The sequence below is a fragment of the Salipiger sp. D13 genome, assembly GCF_003703915.1.
GTDB lineage: Bacteria > Pseudomonadota > Alphaproteobacteria > Rhodobacterales > Rhodobacteraceae > Salipiger > Salipiger profundus.
The window spans coordinates 1-13,775 of the sequence record NZ_RAPJ01000045.1 but is presented as its reverse complement, the minus strand read 5'-3'; the positions used below and the strand labels follow the sequence as shown (position 1 = coordinate 13,775).

Annotated in this window: 15 protein-coding genes; 13 read left to right on the top strand and 2 right to left on the bottom strand. The window is 57.0% G+C overall.

Annotated features, from left to right (window positions below; translation table 11 throughout):
- Positions 1-141 precede the first annotated feature (141 nt).
- The 8 genes from D6860_RS23095 to D6860_RS23060 all read left to right on the top strand — a co-directional run bounded on the left by D6860_RS23095 (position 142) and on the right by D6860_RS23060 (position 8,233).
- On the top strand, positions 142-717 hold the full coding sequence (locus D6860_RS23095; RefSeq protein ID WP_076626057.1) for a putative antibiotic biosynthesis monooxygenase: 576 nt from the start codon (positions 142-144) through the stop codon (positions 715-717).
- Positions 718-1,028: 311 nt separating this feature from the next.
- On the top strand, positions 1,029-2,309 hold the full coding sequence (locus tag D6860_RS23090) for a Rieske 2Fe-2S domain-containing protein (protein WP_076626058.1): 1,281 nt from the start codon (positions 1,029-1,031) through the stop codon (positions 2,307-2,309).
- Between the two features lie 127 nt (positions 2,310-2,436).
- On the top strand, positions 2,437-3,579 hold the full coding sequence (locus D6860_RS23085; RefSeq protein WP_007803174.1) for an alpha-hydroxy acid oxidase: 1,143 nt from the start codon (positions 2,437-2,439) through the stop codon (positions 3,577-3,579).
- Between the two features lie 129 nt (positions 3,580-3,708).
- Positions 3,709-4,647 carry a PDR/VanB family oxidoreductase gene (locus tag D6860_RS23080; protein WP_007803173.1) on the top strand — a complete coding sequence of 313 codons (939 nt, stop codon included), beginning with the start codon at positions 3,709-3,711 and terminating at the stop codon, positions 4,645-4,647.
- Positions 4,604-5,824: a Gfo/Idh/MocA family protein gene (locus D6860_RS23075; RefSeq protein WP_256359826.1), complete on the top strand. Its 1,221-nt coding sequence runs from the start codon at positions 4,604-4,606 to the stop codon at positions 5,822-5,824. Before D6860_RS23080 ends, D6860_RS23075 begins: the two co-directional genes overlap by 44 nt.
- Positions 5,821-6,813 (top strand): ABC transporter substrate-binding protein, encoded by a 993-nt coding sequence (locus D6860_RS23070; protein WP_179949503.1) that lies wholly within the window; start codon positions 5,821-5,823, stop codon positions 6,811-6,813. Before D6860_RS23075 ends, D6860_RS23070 begins: the two co-directional genes overlap by 4 nt.
- 13 nt (positions 6,814-6,826) lie before the next feature.
- Positions 6,827-7,270, top strand: a complete 444-nt coding sequence (locus D6860_RS23065; protein WP_007803168.1) for a hypothetical protein — start codon at positions 6,827-6,829, stop codon at positions 7,268-7,270.
- Between the two features lie 27 nt (positions 7,271-7,297).
- The gene (locus D6860_RS23060) at positions 7,298-8,233 is read left to right on the top strand and encodes an EamA family transporter (protein ID WP_007803166.1); all 936 of its coding nucleotides are present in this window, start codon (positions 7,298-7,300) and stop codon (positions 8,231-8,233) included.
- On the opposite strand, the gene D6860_RS23055 is transcribed toward D6860_RS23060, so the two are convergent.
- Complete coding sequence (locus tag D6860_RS23055) at positions 8,230-8,682, bottom strand: MarR family winged helix-turn-helix transcriptional regulator (protein ID WP_229678653.1); 453 nt, start codon at positions 8,680-8,682, stop codon at positions 8,230-8,232. The two genes, D6860_RS23060 and D6860_RS23055, sit on opposite strands and share 4 nt — an antisense overlap.
- Before the next feature lie 115 nt (positions 8,683-8,797).
- Here D6860_RS23055 and D6860_RS23050 point away from each other — a divergent pair, with 115 nt between their 5' ends.
- From D6860_RS23050 to D6860_RS25840, 4 genes are all read left to right on the top strand, one after another.
- Positions 8,798-9,163, top strand: a complete 366-nt coding sequence (locus D6860_RS23050) for a Rieske (2Fe-2S) protein (protein WP_076626060.1) — start codon at positions 8,798-8,800, stop codon at positions 9,161-9,163.
- Positions 9,150-9,449, top strand: a complete 300-nt coding sequence (locus D6860_RS23045) for a hypothetical protein (RefSeq protein WP_007803160.1) — start codon at positions 9,150-9,152, stop codon at positions 9,447-9,449. Before D6860_RS23050 ends, D6860_RS23045 begins: the two co-directional genes overlap by 14 nt.
- A gap of 41 nt (positions 9,450-9,490) precedes the next feature.
- The gene (locus tag D6860_RS23040; protein ID WP_229743358.1) at positions 9,491-10,708 is read left to right on the top strand and encodes an amidohydrolase family protein; all 1,218 of its coding nucleotides are present in this window, start codon (positions 9,491-9,493) and stop codon (positions 10,706-10,708) included.
- A 215-nt stretch (positions 10,709-10,923) separates the two neighbouring features.
- Positions 10,924-11,748 carry a universal stress protein gene (locus D6860_RS25840; protein ID WP_229678652.1) on the top strand — a complete coding sequence of 275 codons (825 nt, stop codon included), beginning with the start codon at positions 10,924-10,926 and terminating at the stop codon, positions 11,746-11,748.
- A gap of 79 nt (positions 11,749-11,827) precedes the next feature.
- Here D6860_RS25840 and D6860_RS23030 read toward each other — a convergent pair whose 3' ends face one another.
- Positions 11,828-12,793, bottom strand: coding sequence for a LysR family transcriptional regulator (locus D6860_RS23030; RefSeq protein WP_162277754.1), 966 nt, complete (start codon positions 12,791-12,793; stop codon positions 11,828-11,830).
- Positions 12,794-13,094: 301 nt separating this feature from the next.
- On the opposite strand from D6860_RS23030, the gene D6860_RS23025 reads away from it, so the two are divergent.
- Positions 13,095-13,757, top strand: a complete 663-nt coding sequence (locus D6860_RS23025) for a 3-hydroxyacyl-CoA dehydrogenase family protein (RefSeq protein ID WP_007803148.1) — start codon at positions 13,095-13,097, stop codon at positions 13,755-13,757.
- The last annotated feature ends 18 nt before the right edge of the window (positions 13,758-13,775 follow it).

Here is a 13,775-nt window from a genome sequence, read left to right as displayed (position 1 = left end):
CCCAGAGGCGGCATTTGGTCTGGGCCAATTTTTAAGGTTGGTCCGGGCCGGTCGGCCTATGACACCGAACACAGGCGGCCACTTCCGTAGGTGGGAACTGATCATTTCGCAACCGGCGCAAAGTATGTCGAGGTTCAGAAAATGAATGAAACACGGGGGCCGGAAGAACTTGGGCCAAAACAGCTTTGTATTGGCACCGACGCGATCTCCGAGCTGTCGGTTTCCATCAGAGCACCCCTTGTACAGGCCGCGGTCGTCGCGAAGGCGATCAACGATGCCGCTCTTGATCACCTAGATTGGAACCGATTTGACGCGCACATGTCCCTACAGAATCAGACTGGCATTGACCAGATCATCTTCTCGGTGACCTTGCATGGGGAAGAAGCATCCGATTCGCTCCGAGACGGAATGGCCGCCTTGGGCCATGATCTCGAAGAGAGGCTGAGCTTCGCTTCGGTGACTGTAGGACACCAGGTGCCAGCCAGCGGTACGGACCCGAACCCATCGACCGCGCCACGTTTTTGGAAGGCCTGGGTGGCCAGCATGCTGGGTGTCTATCCCTTGCTGATCCTTATCTACTACGCGCTGCAACCGCTCACGCAAAACCTTCCAGGTCCGGTGTCTCTGTTCCTTGTTGCGCTGGTGCTCACCGGAGTGAACGGTGTCTACGTTGCGCCGTTTCTGGGCAATAGATTGCGTTTATGGCTCACACGGTGAAGCGAGATGGCGCGCTTGCCGCGACTCATGCGCAGGCTGGCTGCCATGGCACCTCAGTAACGGGCCCGGCAAGCCGCTGTCGGGGAGGTTCCGGAGCACAATTGCGCGAAAGTATCTCGGTCAGGCGATCTCGTCAGATTGGTCTAGTTCAGAACCCGCTATTTCGGGCAACAAGTGAGGTCATGTCCTACAACGCAGGCAAAAAAAGTGGCAGGTTACGTTGACAGACAAAACTTAGAGAGCTAAGAATAGTTGAGCGGTAGAGAACCACTCATCCACTGAAAGAGTCGGATGCCCTTGGAGGAGCCCAGATGCTTACACCCGAAGAGAATGAACTGCTTACACGCGTAACGGGGGATGCCCCGATGGCGCAACTCATGCGTCAACACTGGACGCCCGTATGCCTGATCGAAGAGGTTGAAGAGTCGGACGGCAAACCGCTTCGAGTCGAAGTTCTCGGCGAAAGCTATGTCGCGTTCCGGGATACCAAGGGTCGTCTGGGAATGCTGGATGAGCTTTGCCCGCACAGAAAGGCCTCTCTGGTATATGGCCGAAACGAGGAATGTGGGCTGCGCTGCCTTTATCACGGCTGGAAGATGGACGTCGAAGGCAATGTCGTCGCCATGTCTTCGGAGCCGGAAGGCAGTCCATTGATGGACAAGGTCAAACATCGTTCCTACCCCGTGCGGGAGTGGGGCGGTTTCGTCTGGGCTTGGCTCGGCGAGAAAGACGACATGCCCGAGTTCCAGCCGCCGGCCTTTGCGCCAACCGAAGACACCCCGGTTTCGATCCTGAAAATTCGCGTTCCTGCAAACTGGGCGCAGATCCACGAGGGTCAGATCGACAGCGCGCACTCGTCGTCGCTCCATTCGTCGAATATGGTTCCGGCACGGGTCGAGGGCGCCGCGGCAGACGACAAATCATGGTACCGCCCGTCGACCGACAAATCCCCACGTATGCAGACTGAGACCACGAGCTACGGTTTCCACTACGCGGCGATCCGAAAGCCAATCAAAAACGCTCAGACGCACAACTACCTGCGTATCACCGAATTTATCGCGCCTTATTATTCGCTGATTCCGCCGAACAACAACTACCGGGTCGCCAGCGTCATCGTGCCGATCAATGACGATGAGACAGCATTTCACTTCATAGCCTTCGACGGACCGAACGTTCCCTCCACCGAAGAGTGGCGCAAGTTTGCCCATGCCGTACCGGGTGAGGACGTGGACCACAAATGGCGCTCTCTCCGGACGTTGGAGAACGACTTCAAGCAGGACCGCGAAAGGATGAAAGAAGGCCACTTTACCGGCGTGGACGGCATTCCGAACGAAGATATTGTGATGTGGGTTTCGATGGGTAGCCGCGTACAGCGTCACACGGACATTCTTGGGGCCTCCGACCTGGCGATTGTCGAGTTCCGCCGCCTCATGGCCGATGCGGCAAAGAAAGTCGCCGAAGGTGGCCAGGCAATCGGCACCGAGTCGAAGATTCCGCAAAGGGTAATCGCCTCTCACGAGGGAGTGTATCCTAAGGACGTCGATTGGCGAACACTGGTGGACACGTCGAGCAAGACGGAAGCGGCGGAATAACTTGCGCACATGTTTCCTCCCTGAACCGTCCAAGGCCTCAAGGGGTTTTGGGCGGCTCTTTTTTCGTGGTGCCGTCGGACTTTCATAGCTTCCCTCGACGGATTCTGCTCGGCGGGCGACAGGCGTTATGACGACAGCAATCAATATCGAAGACTTGCGGGCGCAGGCACGGCGTCGCCTGCCACGGGTGGTGTTCGATTATTTGGATGGGGGCGCGGAATCGGAGGTGACGCTGCGGCACAATCGCAGTTCCTTCACGAATATCGTTCTCACGCCGCGAATCCTCAAAGGGGGGAGCGTCGATCTCACCTTGGAGCTGTTCGGGGAAACATACTCGAAGCCGTTTTTCATAGGGCCGACAGGGCTGAACGGCCTCTACTGGCCCCAGGGAGATCTGCACCTCGCCGCTGCGGCCGAACGAGCCGGGGTCGGGTTCACGGTTTCGACCGCCTCGAACACGACGCTGGAAGAGATCGCGCGGAGGAGCAAGGGTCCCCTCTGGTTCCAGCTTTATCCGTGGGGGAAGGGCGCATTCGCTGATGCGCTGATCGACCGGGCACAGGCGGCCGGTTACTCGGCTCTGGTACTGACTGTCGATTCACTCGTGGGCGGCAAGCGCGAACGTGATCTGCGGCACGGCTTCGCCCACGAAATCCGCATTGGCCCTCGGACTGTTCTCGATGGGCTTCTGCATCCTGCTTGGCTGACCTCCGTATGGCTCGGGCCGCACCGTCCCAGACTTGAGAACCTCTTGGACTTTGTCGGAAACAGCGCGAGCGACAGAGAACTGGCCGAGTTTACCCGATCTCAGCGGAACCCGGAGTTTTCTTGGGGAGATGTTCGCCGCATTCGGGAGAAATGGAAAGGCCCGCTGCTGATCAAGGGTATCATGTGCCCAGAAGATGCGATTGACGCGCAACGCGCCGGTGTGGATGGAATCGTCGTCTCGAACCATGGTGGCCGTCAGCTTGATGGCGCTCCTGCCACCATCGACGTACTCGCAGATATCATCGCGGCTCTTGATCGGAAGTTTCCGGTTCTGCTGGACGGCGGCATTCGTCGCGGCAGTGACATCGTGAAAGCCCTCGCCTTGGGTGCGAAGGGCATTCTGCTGGGTCGCGCGCCGCTCTATGGCTTGGCGGCGCAAGGCGAGGCGGGCGTGTCACGGGCGCTTTCGATCCTTGAAGAGGAGATGACGAGGACCATGACCTTTGTGGGCGCAAGATCCGTGTCTGCGGTCTCTGATTTCAACGTCGAAATTCGACGGTAATAAATGGTTCCTCCGCCAGTAGCGCTTGCACGATCAACGTTTTGGATGACTGCGTAGTTCAAGGTCGGTTGACACACATAACTTAGCTATCTAAACAAATTCACAATCACGACCATATGGGAGGACCTCATGGAGAATATCAAGATGCGCGTCGAGAAACGGCGTGACTTGACCCCGAGCATCGCCGAATTCACCCTGGTGCCGGTTGGGGCCGATGTGCTCCCTAGTTTCGATCCTGGTGCTCACATCACCTTGGAAACTCCGTCCGGAGCGATGCGTCGCTATTCACTGATCAACGATGGCAGCGACCCAAAGGAATTTGTTGTCGCGATCAAAAGAGAACCGAATTCGCGTGGGGGCTCCGCGTCGATGCACGAACAGGCGACCGTCGGGTCCGAGTTGACAGTCGAATTCCCGGAAAACGATTTCCCGCTAACCGATGTTCAGAAGTACCTGCTCATCGCCGGCGGTATCGGGATCACGCCGATTCTGTCGATGGCACGGTATCTCGACAAGAAGGGCAAGATGCTCAGAATCATCTACGTCAGCCGCAGTCCGGAGGAATCGGCCTATCTGGATGAACTGATGAGAGATTTCGATGGCCGGATCATTGTGCACCATGACGGCGGCGCTCCGGATGCAGTCTACGATTTCTGGGACGATCTCGTCACGCCCCGTGCCACTCACGTCTTCTGTTGTGGTCCGAAACCGCTGATGGATGAAATCAAGGCCGTTTCCGGGCACTGGCCGGAGGGGCGAGTTCACTTCGAGGATTTCAAGCCCGTCGATGTGGTGCGCCAAGACGATGTCTCTTTCGAAGTGGAGCTGAAAAAAAGTAGCGAAACCGTCACGGTGCCCGAAGATCGTTCGATCTTGGAGGCATTGCGTGACGCCGGATTCGCAACGTCCAGCTCCTGTGAAAGTGGCACATGCGGCACCTGCAAGATCCGCCTCCTCGAAGGGGAAGCTGACCATCGCGACATGGTGCTTATGGAAGAGGAAAAAAGCGACCATATAATGATTTGTGTATCGCGCGCGCTATCGGGGAGGCTGGTTCTTGACCTCTGATCCCGTCCGCCTCGGAGTTGCGGGATTGGGGCGGGCTTTCATGCTGATGGTCCCCACCTTTGATGCCGACGCACGCGTCAAGCTCACGGCCGCGGCCGCGCCGAGGGCGGAAAGCCGGGCCGCATTCGAAGAGCAATACGGCGGTGTCGCCTATCCGACTGTCGAGGAACTATGCGCCGATCCATCTGTGGAAGCGATCTACATCGCCACCCCGCACCAAATGCATGTAGATCACGTTCTGGCCGCGGCGCGCGCTGGAAAGCACATTCTCGTGGAAAAGCCGCTCGCGATCTCGATGGAAGACGCCGAGACCATGGTCGCCGCCGCGAACGAGGCGGGGGTTCACCTGATCGTTGGGCCCAGCCACAGTTTCGATCCGCCGGTCGAGCTGGCCGCGCAGTTGATCGCGAGCGGCAAGTTCGGCCAGCTGAGAATGATCCAGGCCCTTAACTACACTGACTTCCTGTATCGTCCCCGACGCCCGGAGGAGCTGCGCACCGAAGAAGGAGGAGGGGTGCTGTTCAGCCAGGCCATCCACCAGATCGACGTGGTCCGACGGCTTGCGGGCGGCATGGGAGAGAAGATTTATGCCATGACCGGGGCATGGGATCCAAAGCGTCCAACAGAAGGCGCCTTTACGGCGCTGATGAACTTTGAGGGTGGATGCGTCGCCAATCTCACCTATTCGGGCTATGCCCATTTCGATAGCGACATTTGGATGAACGACGTCGGAGAGCTGGGGCAGCGAAAACTCGCCGGCGCCTATGGCGATGCAAGGCGGGCGCTGATGGACCTCGATCCCGATGACGAGGCGCGCCTCAAGACGACGCGCACATTCGGCAGCGGTAAGACGGTCGACGCAAAGCACAACGAGCATTTTGGCCCAGTCATCGCGCTTTGCGACCGTGCCGACCTAAAGCTGACTCCGGACGGAGTTGAAGTATTTGGTGACACCGAGCGTGGCTTCATCGAAGTGACATTCGGGCCCGCGCCACGTAGAACCGTGAACGATGCACTGGTAGCCGCTGTCCGCCAGAACAAGGCCCCCGTCCAGACGGGCGCGTGGGGTCTGGCAAGCCTGGAGGTTTGCCATGCGATCCTGCAGTCCGCCTCGACCGGCCAACCTGTCGACCTGCGGCAACAATGCAAAACAAATGAGGAGGAACAAACTGGATGAGCAATCTCAAACTATCCCTTGCCATGGGAAATTATGACCGGACGCGTGCCATTGTGGATGGAAGAGTGCAGATAGACGGTGTCGATCCCGTGCCCATGCTACTGTCCCCAGAGGAAATGTTCTTCCGGGCGTTCCGCCACGAAGCTTTCGATATCAGCGAAATTTCGTTGTCCTCCTATTCGATCTCGGTCGCCCGCGGAAATCCGCACTATGTCGCGATCCCGGTCTTTCTGAGCCGGGCGTTCCGTCACACTTCTGTCTACATTCGAACCGACAAAGGAATCGAAACGCCTCAGGATCTGAGGGGCAAGCGCATTGGGATCGCCGAATACCAGCTGTCCGCCAATGTCTGGGTGCGCGGCATTCTCGAAGAGGAATACGGTGTCAAACCCTCCGACATCATCTGGGTGCGCGGCGGTATGGATACGCCGGGCCGGCCCGAAAAGATCAAGGTTCAGTTACCCGGCGATATCCGCATGGAAGAGGCGCCGGTCGGCAGCACGTTGAATGGCATGCTCGAAGCCGGTGAGATCGACGGCTTCGTCGGCCCGCGTTGGCCGCGTTGTTTCGCCGAGCGGCATCCGCACGTAGGTCGGCTTTTTGCAGACAGCATCGCTACGGCCGAAGCCTATTTCGAAAAGACCCGGATCTTTCCGATCATGCATGTTCTTGGGGTGCGCCGCAGCCTCGCCGAGGAATACCCGTTCCTACCCGCCGCCCTGCTCAAGGCGTTCACGCAATCGAAGCTAATAGCAGAAGAGGCCCTGTCGGACACCTCTGCAACGAAAGTAACGATGCCCTTCGTCGAGGATAATCTCAACCGCGTGCATGCGCTAATGGGTGACGACCCCTGGAGCTATGGCGTCGGCGGCAACGCCCATGTCCTGAACAAGTTTTTGGATTACCACGCGAGTCAGGGACTGTCGCCGCGCCGGGTGGAGATCGAAGAACTGTTCCATCCCTCGACCCTAGAAGCCTACAGCCTTTAAGAGGAGCGCCACAATGGAAAAGTACGCACCCGGAGATATCGTCGAGGTCGAAACAACGAAGGGGCTGGCTTACGTACAGCTCACACATACCCACCCGAGCTATCCTCCCGTGGTCAAGTTCCTCCCGGGGTCTTACGAACACCGGCCCGACAATGTGACTGTATTGGCCGAAAAACCCGCACCGATAGCCATGGTCCCCCTAACGGGGGTATTGAATCGGTTAGGGTTGAAGCACGCGCTTGCCGGAAGGTCGGACATTCCGCATTCGGAAAGAAGCTTCCCGATTTTCCGGATGCCGATTCGCGACAAGCAAGGCAAGATCATCTATTGGTGGTTCTGGGACGGCCAAGGGTTGACCTATTCTACCGAGCTGATGGAGCAGCAGGAGACGCTGCCAATGCGCGAGGTTATGTCTTCAGGCCACTTCCTGGATCAGTTGCTGGCCCATGACGAGTAGCAGGAACAATCCGCGCCGACAGGCGCGATGACCGCGGGGTTCGGTGGCCTCTTGGCCGCGTTCGGAGCGTTCTGCTACGCCTTGAGTTCGGTTTCCATTGCCAAGAGCTCCCAATCGGTTCAGGGCCGCGGCAACGACGTTCTTATCTCTGTGCTGATGACCGCCGTTGTCTCCGGGGCGCTTTGGCTGCTCCTGGGTCCAACGATGCCGGAACTTGGACGCGGTGTACTCATTGGTGTGGCCTATTTCGTTGCAGCCGGGGTGCTTGGCAACGTTGTCGGCCGTCTTACGCTGTTTCGCTCCGTAGAGCTTGCCGGAGCCATCGAGACCGGTTTCATCCGACGCCTGATACCGGTGTTTGCGGCGCTGTTGGCGTTCTTTCTGCTGGGTGAGGTCATCACCACACCTGTGGTCATCGCCTTCTTTCTGGTTACCAGCGGCGTGGTGGTCATGATGTCACGCGCTTCTGTCAAATCGGCTTCTGACTTAGCGGTCGGAGAGCCCGACCCTCTAGAGAGGAACAAGGGCCGCGCGATGGCCGTAGCGTCGGCCGCCGGATATGGTGGCTCTTTCGTCTCCCGAAAACTCGCGATGCAGACTTTGCCAGACCCTCTGGCCGGCGTGTTCATCGGTGCGATGACGGGTCTAATGTGGTTCGCGGTCTCCTGGGTGTTCCGGTTCAAATCGCGCAACGCGCTGTCCTGGCGAATTCAGCGGCCGAGCGGGTGGCAACTTCTGGCTGGCGGTTCGATGACCGTTGGACAAGTGGCGCTGTTCTTTTCGCTTATATTTACTGATGTGACCGTCGTCGCGATCATGTCATCGATCGAGATGTTCTTTGCCGCCTGGCTCGCAGGCCATATCTTCAAAACCGAACGGCGCCCAGGTCCCAGATTCTACCTGGCGTCTGCACTGGCCGCGACCGGTGTGACACTTCTCGCCCTTGCGCCAAGGTTTGGTTAGCGGGACTGGCAACACACGCTTGCGAGATTATCCAGAAGCTTGTCCATCGCAGCGAAAAGGCGACCCAACTCGTCGGGTTCAAATCCCGCCGAGGCGTGATCTGCCGCGAGACGCGCAGATTTCATTGCGCCATCGATCCTTCGAAGGCCTGTGTCAGTCAGGTCGACATGAACCACGCGCCGGTCGGACTGGCTGCGGTTACGCGTGATAAGATCTCGCTTTTCGAGCTCGTCCAGTACGCGTGTAGATGACGCCTTTTCGATGCCCAGCAACCCGGAAAGCTCGGATTGTTTTAGTTTGCCTTCCTCTCTCAGGCACCGGAGATGAATGTACTGCGCCATGCTGAGCCCGGTTTCGCGCAACTGCTCCTGCAGCAGCTTACCATAAAGATGATGCGCCAGGCGGAGCGACGCCCCAAGACCACGTTTCCTAGAAGGTGATTGCGGCACGATTTGCGCCCCCCTAATTTAGATGTCTTATTTCTTGACAATTCTAAAGCCACTCTTATAGTAAGGCAATCTTACTAACTTGAAGCAAGACTGGGCAACAGACGGAGGAGCTAAGATGCCAGAAAGATTGCTATGTGCGGTGTCGGACTTGAGCGACAAGACGGCAAAGATTTGCGAGGTCGACGGGGTCGAGATCGGGGTCATTCGGCACAAAGGAGACATCGTTGCATATAAGAACGTGTGTCCGCACCAAGGTGGCCCGGTATGCGAAGGCCTAAAGATGCCGCAGGTCTGCGTCGAACTCGACGACCAGCAGCGCGCGCTCCGGCAGACCTTCAACGAAGACGAACTGCATTTCGTTTGCCCGTGGCATGGCTGGGAATTCAAGATTGCGACGGGCGAAGCCGTTGGCGATCCAAAGTACAAAATGAAACGTTACAACGTGGTGGAAAGAGGAGGTGAGGTCTATGTCGAAGTTTGACCAGATAGCCGCTGAAGCTCCTGCTCTGGAGGCATCGGTCGATGCTGTCCTGAATGCACTGCGCAACCCCGAAAGCAGTGGCCTGCGCGCCGAGCAACTTCAGGCGCTGCTTTCACACGCTGTGACCGCATATGCGAAACTTCGCGAAACCAATGACGGCTTGCCCGCATTCCCACGAGACAACGATGTCTCGGCGACAGCTGTCGCCATCGCCGCGACCGGCATTCTCGATGCCGCCGATATGGCGGTGTTCGAGTTGGGCATGTGGCAGACGCTGAATCCGTAACACGAGGGGAGAGAGATAAAATGTCTTTGACGGGCAACACGATGAACTACAGCTCGGATAACGATCCGGCGATACAGGAATTTAACACCAGCAAGCTGCTGAAGAACGCACGTAAGCAAGCGGAAGACCGTAATTACAAAGACTTCTTCATTTGCGATGTGGACAGCCACCACTATGAGACTGAGGCCTTGCCGGAAATCCTGCAATACATGGACGACCCGGTGATGCGCCATCTTGGCTTGTCAGCCGGTAACGTTGGCCGCGCCGGCCTTATTCCGCAGGCGATCGGTTCGCAGGACATGGCTGGGCGCGTGACGCGCTATGCGGGTCGGAACAAGGAAATTGTCCCCGAAGAACCACACCGCGACATCACTTTGGCACGGCGCTGGATGGACGCGATGGGTACGGATATGGCGTGCCTTTTCCCAACCCCAATGCTGTTGTTGGCAACGCACCCCCAAGTCGAGGTCGAGGTGGCAATGGCCCGCGCCTATAACCGTTGGCTGAGCGAGCGCATTCTTGAAGAAGACAATCGCCTCGTATCCATGGTCTATCTGCCCATGAACGAGCCGCACGAAGCCGAGAAGATGATTGACGAGTTCGCCGAAAAGAAAGGCGTCGTTGGGTTCCTTTCGACTGGGTATCTCAAGCGGCCAGTGCATGACAGCGCAAACATGCGTATTTATGCCAAACTGGAAGAGCATGGAATGCCTCTTGGCTTCCACGCGGCTTATCACTGGGCCGACACCTCGTTGGCACAGCTGAACAAGTTTATCTCAGTTCACGCGCTTGGTTTCAGCTTCTGTAACATCATCCACATGACCAACTGGGTTATGAACGGCATGCCCGAGCGTTTTCCAAAGCTGAAAACCATGTGGATCGAAAGTGGTCTGGCTTGGGTTCCTTTCCTGATGCAACGGCTGGACAACGAGTACATGATGCGTACGTCCGATGCTCCGCTCTTGAAGAAAAAACCCAGCGATTACATGCGTGAGATGTACTACTCTACGCAGCCGATGGAGCTGGTGGACAACCGCGAAGCCTTGGAAGTCACCTTCAAGATGATAAACGCAGAATCGCAGTTGCTCTATTCGTCCGACTATCCGCATTGGGATATGGATCTTCCGAGCACGATCTATGACCTTCCGTTCTTGGACGAGAAGGCCAAGCGGAGCATTCTAGGTGGAAACGCGCAGAAACTGTTCAATCTTGACCCAGTTATGTCCGAGTGGAAACTGGAGGCAAACGCCAAAGGTTGACGCCGTTCTCGTCGTCCGTCTTCAACAGGACACGCATATACGGATCACTGCGAGGCTGCCCGGAGAACATCCGGGTGGCCTCTTTCATGCTTGAACGGCACGCAGTATGTCTGGCGGTTATCGCGACCTAGCTATCTCTTGAAGCGCGGCAAAAAACATAGACATCTAAGTAGTCAAATGATAGCATGTCTTAGCGTTCGATCAGTGAGGCGAAGATGAGCATCAAGAATATCCTTATTACGCATTCCGGGAGTGCTGGATTCCCGAGTGGCGTAGGTCATGCGACAAAAATTGCGGCCAAGCACGATGCATGGCTGACGGCGGTTTATGGCAGCACTTCTTCCTACTTCGAACATGTTCTCGGCCTGACCGAGGAACTTCTCGACAAGCTCGGAAATGTGCGAAATGAGAAAATCGAAGCTGCTCGAGCCTTTTTTGAGGAGCAAGCTTCTTCGGCAGGAGTGGCCGAACGGTCGCGTTTTGTTATGCCAAGCGAGATCGGAAAGTTAAGTTTGCCCGAAATCGCACGTAATTTTGATTTTGTGGTGACAGGCTACCAATCGAACCTTCCTACCGATGAATTTCGCGCTGTGAACCCAGATCTTATGGCACTACAAAGCGGCCGCCCAGTCCTTGTTGTACCCAATGGATACTCTACTGACAAACTCGGTTCACATGCTCTCGTCGCCTGGGACGGAAAGCGCTCGGCAGCCCGAGCGCTCAACGACGCAATGACGATCTTGGAGGAGAGACCGCGCAAGGTCACGATCTTGAGCGTTGGCGCGAGCCTGCCGAAAATGCCCGAAGGAACAGACATTGTCACCCACCTCCAACGCCATGGTGTTGACGTGGAACAGGTCGAGCGCCCCAAAGGCAAGAACGGCATAGCCGACGTTATTCAACGGACCGCTGCCGAGTTGGGGGCAAAGTTGATCGTGATGGGGGCTTACGAACACAGCAAATTCTCACAAGACCTGTTCGGTGGCGTTACCCACGAAGTCATCAGGAACAGCCAAGTGCCGGTGTTCATGTCCCACTGACCGCATCGTCGCGCCTTTCGGAGGGCGTCCTTTGCGTGGCTAGCAGTGTCGTCCCCCGCGCGGAGCCTTCTGTCCATGATCATGCAGGCTCGGCGAAGGATTGACGGATTCGGTCCATGAGCTGAATTTGCGGCGCGGAGAACACCGTCTTCTTGTCGTAGACCAGGAACAGCGGCATCGCAATTTCCAGCTCTGGTGTATGCACAAGGCGAAGCCCTGACACCTCTGGGTCCCTCGGCAATGCGCTCTTGAAGACGAAACCGGCCCCGACATCGGCGCGGATCGCATTTAAGATCGGCTCGGGATGCCCGAAGGCCAGTACGCTGTTGGTTCTCACGACCCCAGCGGCGCGCAGCACCTCATCGATGAGTTCTCGAGCCATTTGCCCCTTCGGCGGGGTGATCAGCGGCAATGTCCCTAGCTCATCGATGTAAGCGACATCGCCGACCAGTCGGCTCTCTATCGCGGCCACCAGATAAAGCGGCTCGCGCCAGAGCAATTCGATTTCCAACCGTGAGGTGTCGCGATTGTGATCAACCAAAGTGATACCGAAGTCGCAATCCCCAAGCAGAACTGATTCCGTGGCCAGGTAGGGGCTGGCCATCGACACCGAAATCCTGGCCGATGGGAATTCCTTTTTGAACGCAATTATAGTTTCAGACAACTTGTAGGTGCCGGCCACCATCGACGAGGCGATCCGCGTTCGGCCAATCAGACCTTTCTTGATGTCTGCGAGGTCAAGAAACATATCTGAGCTGCGCTGAATAGTTTCCTTCGCCCAGGCAAGAGTGCGACGCCCGGCATGTGTCAGTTCGATGTTGCGCCCGGCCTTGCGCACCAACTTGACACCAAGGCTCTTCTCAAGACTGCGCAGGTGGGCGGTTACTGCGGGTTGCGCAATATTCAAATACTCCGCCGCGCGGGTTACACTGTTGAATTTGGCGATCGTGCAAAAGACGTGCAGCTTGTGCAGCGTGAGATTGCGCGACCGAAGCAAGTCTTTCGACGGCGTGTCGTTCGGTTCTTCTGGCCGATCTTTGCGCAATTCCTGTTCTCCCGTGTCAGGCATCCGGTTTGATGGCTCGGAAGCATACCAAAACCACAATAAATCAGTCGGGCAAGTTCAGGAATCAACTCTATTGATTGAGTGCCCGGCATTAAATCATAACCATAGCCATATATATTGTCGACGTTTGCGTATTGGACCCGAGACCGCTCGGCATCGCACAATCGGAACATTCCTGATCCTTGCGCGGCTATCGCAGCGGCTCGAGTGATACAGTCGGCTAGAAGCCTGTCGTCCAGAAGAGTCGAAGGTTCATACCATTTGAAGGGAGGAGGAAAGTTTGAAGGAATTTGCGTTCGGTACGGAGCCGCCCGGGTCCGGTAGGATTTGCGTCGTCGGGGCCGGATTCATGGGATGTGTCATCGCGACACTCTATGCGCATCACGGCTATGATGCGGTGATCTGCGACAGCAATCAGACCATGCTTGACACTTACGTAGAGCGGGCCCGCCCGATCGCGGCAGGACTGGTCGAGGATTCGGATGCATCGGAGGCCATGCTAGCCGGAGTGACACTTGAGCCGGATCTTGCGAGCGCGATCGAAGGGGTCTTCCTCGTGCATGAAGCAGTGCAGGAATCCCTGGAAGTCAAACAGGCCCTGTTCGCGGAACTCGAAAGGATCTGTCCGGAAAACGTGGTGCTGGCGACCAATACCTCGTCCTTCCTAATCTCCGACATCGCCGCTCAAATGACACGCAAAGAGCGGATGATGGGCATTCACTATGTTACTCCGGGTCATATCGTTCCCGTAATCGAGTTGATCCATGCGGCCGATACGCCAGCGGAGTTGGTGGCATGGAGCCGCATGCTGGTGCAGAACATCGAACATGTCGGTGTCGCGATCCTCGAACGTCCAGGCTTTCTTGTGAACCGGATCCAGTTCGCCATGCTGACCGAGATCTATCGTCTGATGGACGAAGGCCTGGTGTCGCGTAGCCCTTAATTGTGAGATGAGAAATCC

Bases quoted from the DNA above. Each gene is read 5' to 3' on its own strand.
- D6860_RS23095 (WP_076626057.1), top strand. From the start codon at position 142: ATGAATGAAACACGGGGGCCGGAAGAACTTGGGCCAAAACAGCTTTGT.
- D6860_RS23090 (WP_076626058.1), top strand. From the start codon at position 1,029: ATGCTTACACCCGAAGAGAATGAACTGCTTACACGCGTAACGGGGGAT.
- D6860_RS23085 (WP_007803174.1), top strand. From the start codon at position 2,437: ATGACGACAGCAATCAATATCGAAGACTTGCGGGCGCAGGCACGGCGT.
- D6860_RS23080 (WP_007803173.1), top strand. From the start codon at position 3,709: ATGGAGAATATCAAGATGCGCGTCGAGAAACGGCGTGACTTGACCCCG.
- D6860_RS23070 (WP_179949503.1), top strand. From the start codon at position 5,821: ATGAGCAATCTCAAACTATCCCTTGCCATGGGAAATTATGACCGGACG.
- D6860_RS23065 (WP_007803168.1), top strand. From the start codon at position 6,827: ATGGAAAAGTACGCACCCGGAGATATCGTCGAGGTCGAAACAACGAAG.
- D6860_RS23060 (WP_007803166.1), top strand. From the start codon at position 7,298: ATGACCGCGGGGTTCGGTGGCCTCTTGGCCGCGTTCGGAGCGTTCTGC.
- D6860_RS23050 (WP_076626060.1), top strand. From the start codon at position 8,798: ATGCCAGAAAGATTGCTATGTGCGGTGTCGGACTTGAGCGACAAGACG.
- D6860_RS23045 (WP_007803160.1), top strand. From the start codon at position 9,150: ATGTCGAAGTTTGACCAGATAGCCGCTGAAGCTCCTGCTCTGGAGGCA.
- D6860_RS23040 (WP_229743358.1), top strand. From the start codon at position 9,491: ATGAACTACAGCTCGGATAACGATCCGGCGATACAGGAATTTAACACC.
- D6860_RS25840 (WP_229678652.1), top strand. From the start codon at position 10,924: ATGAGCATCAAGAATATCCTTATTACGCATTCCGGGAGTGCTGGATTC.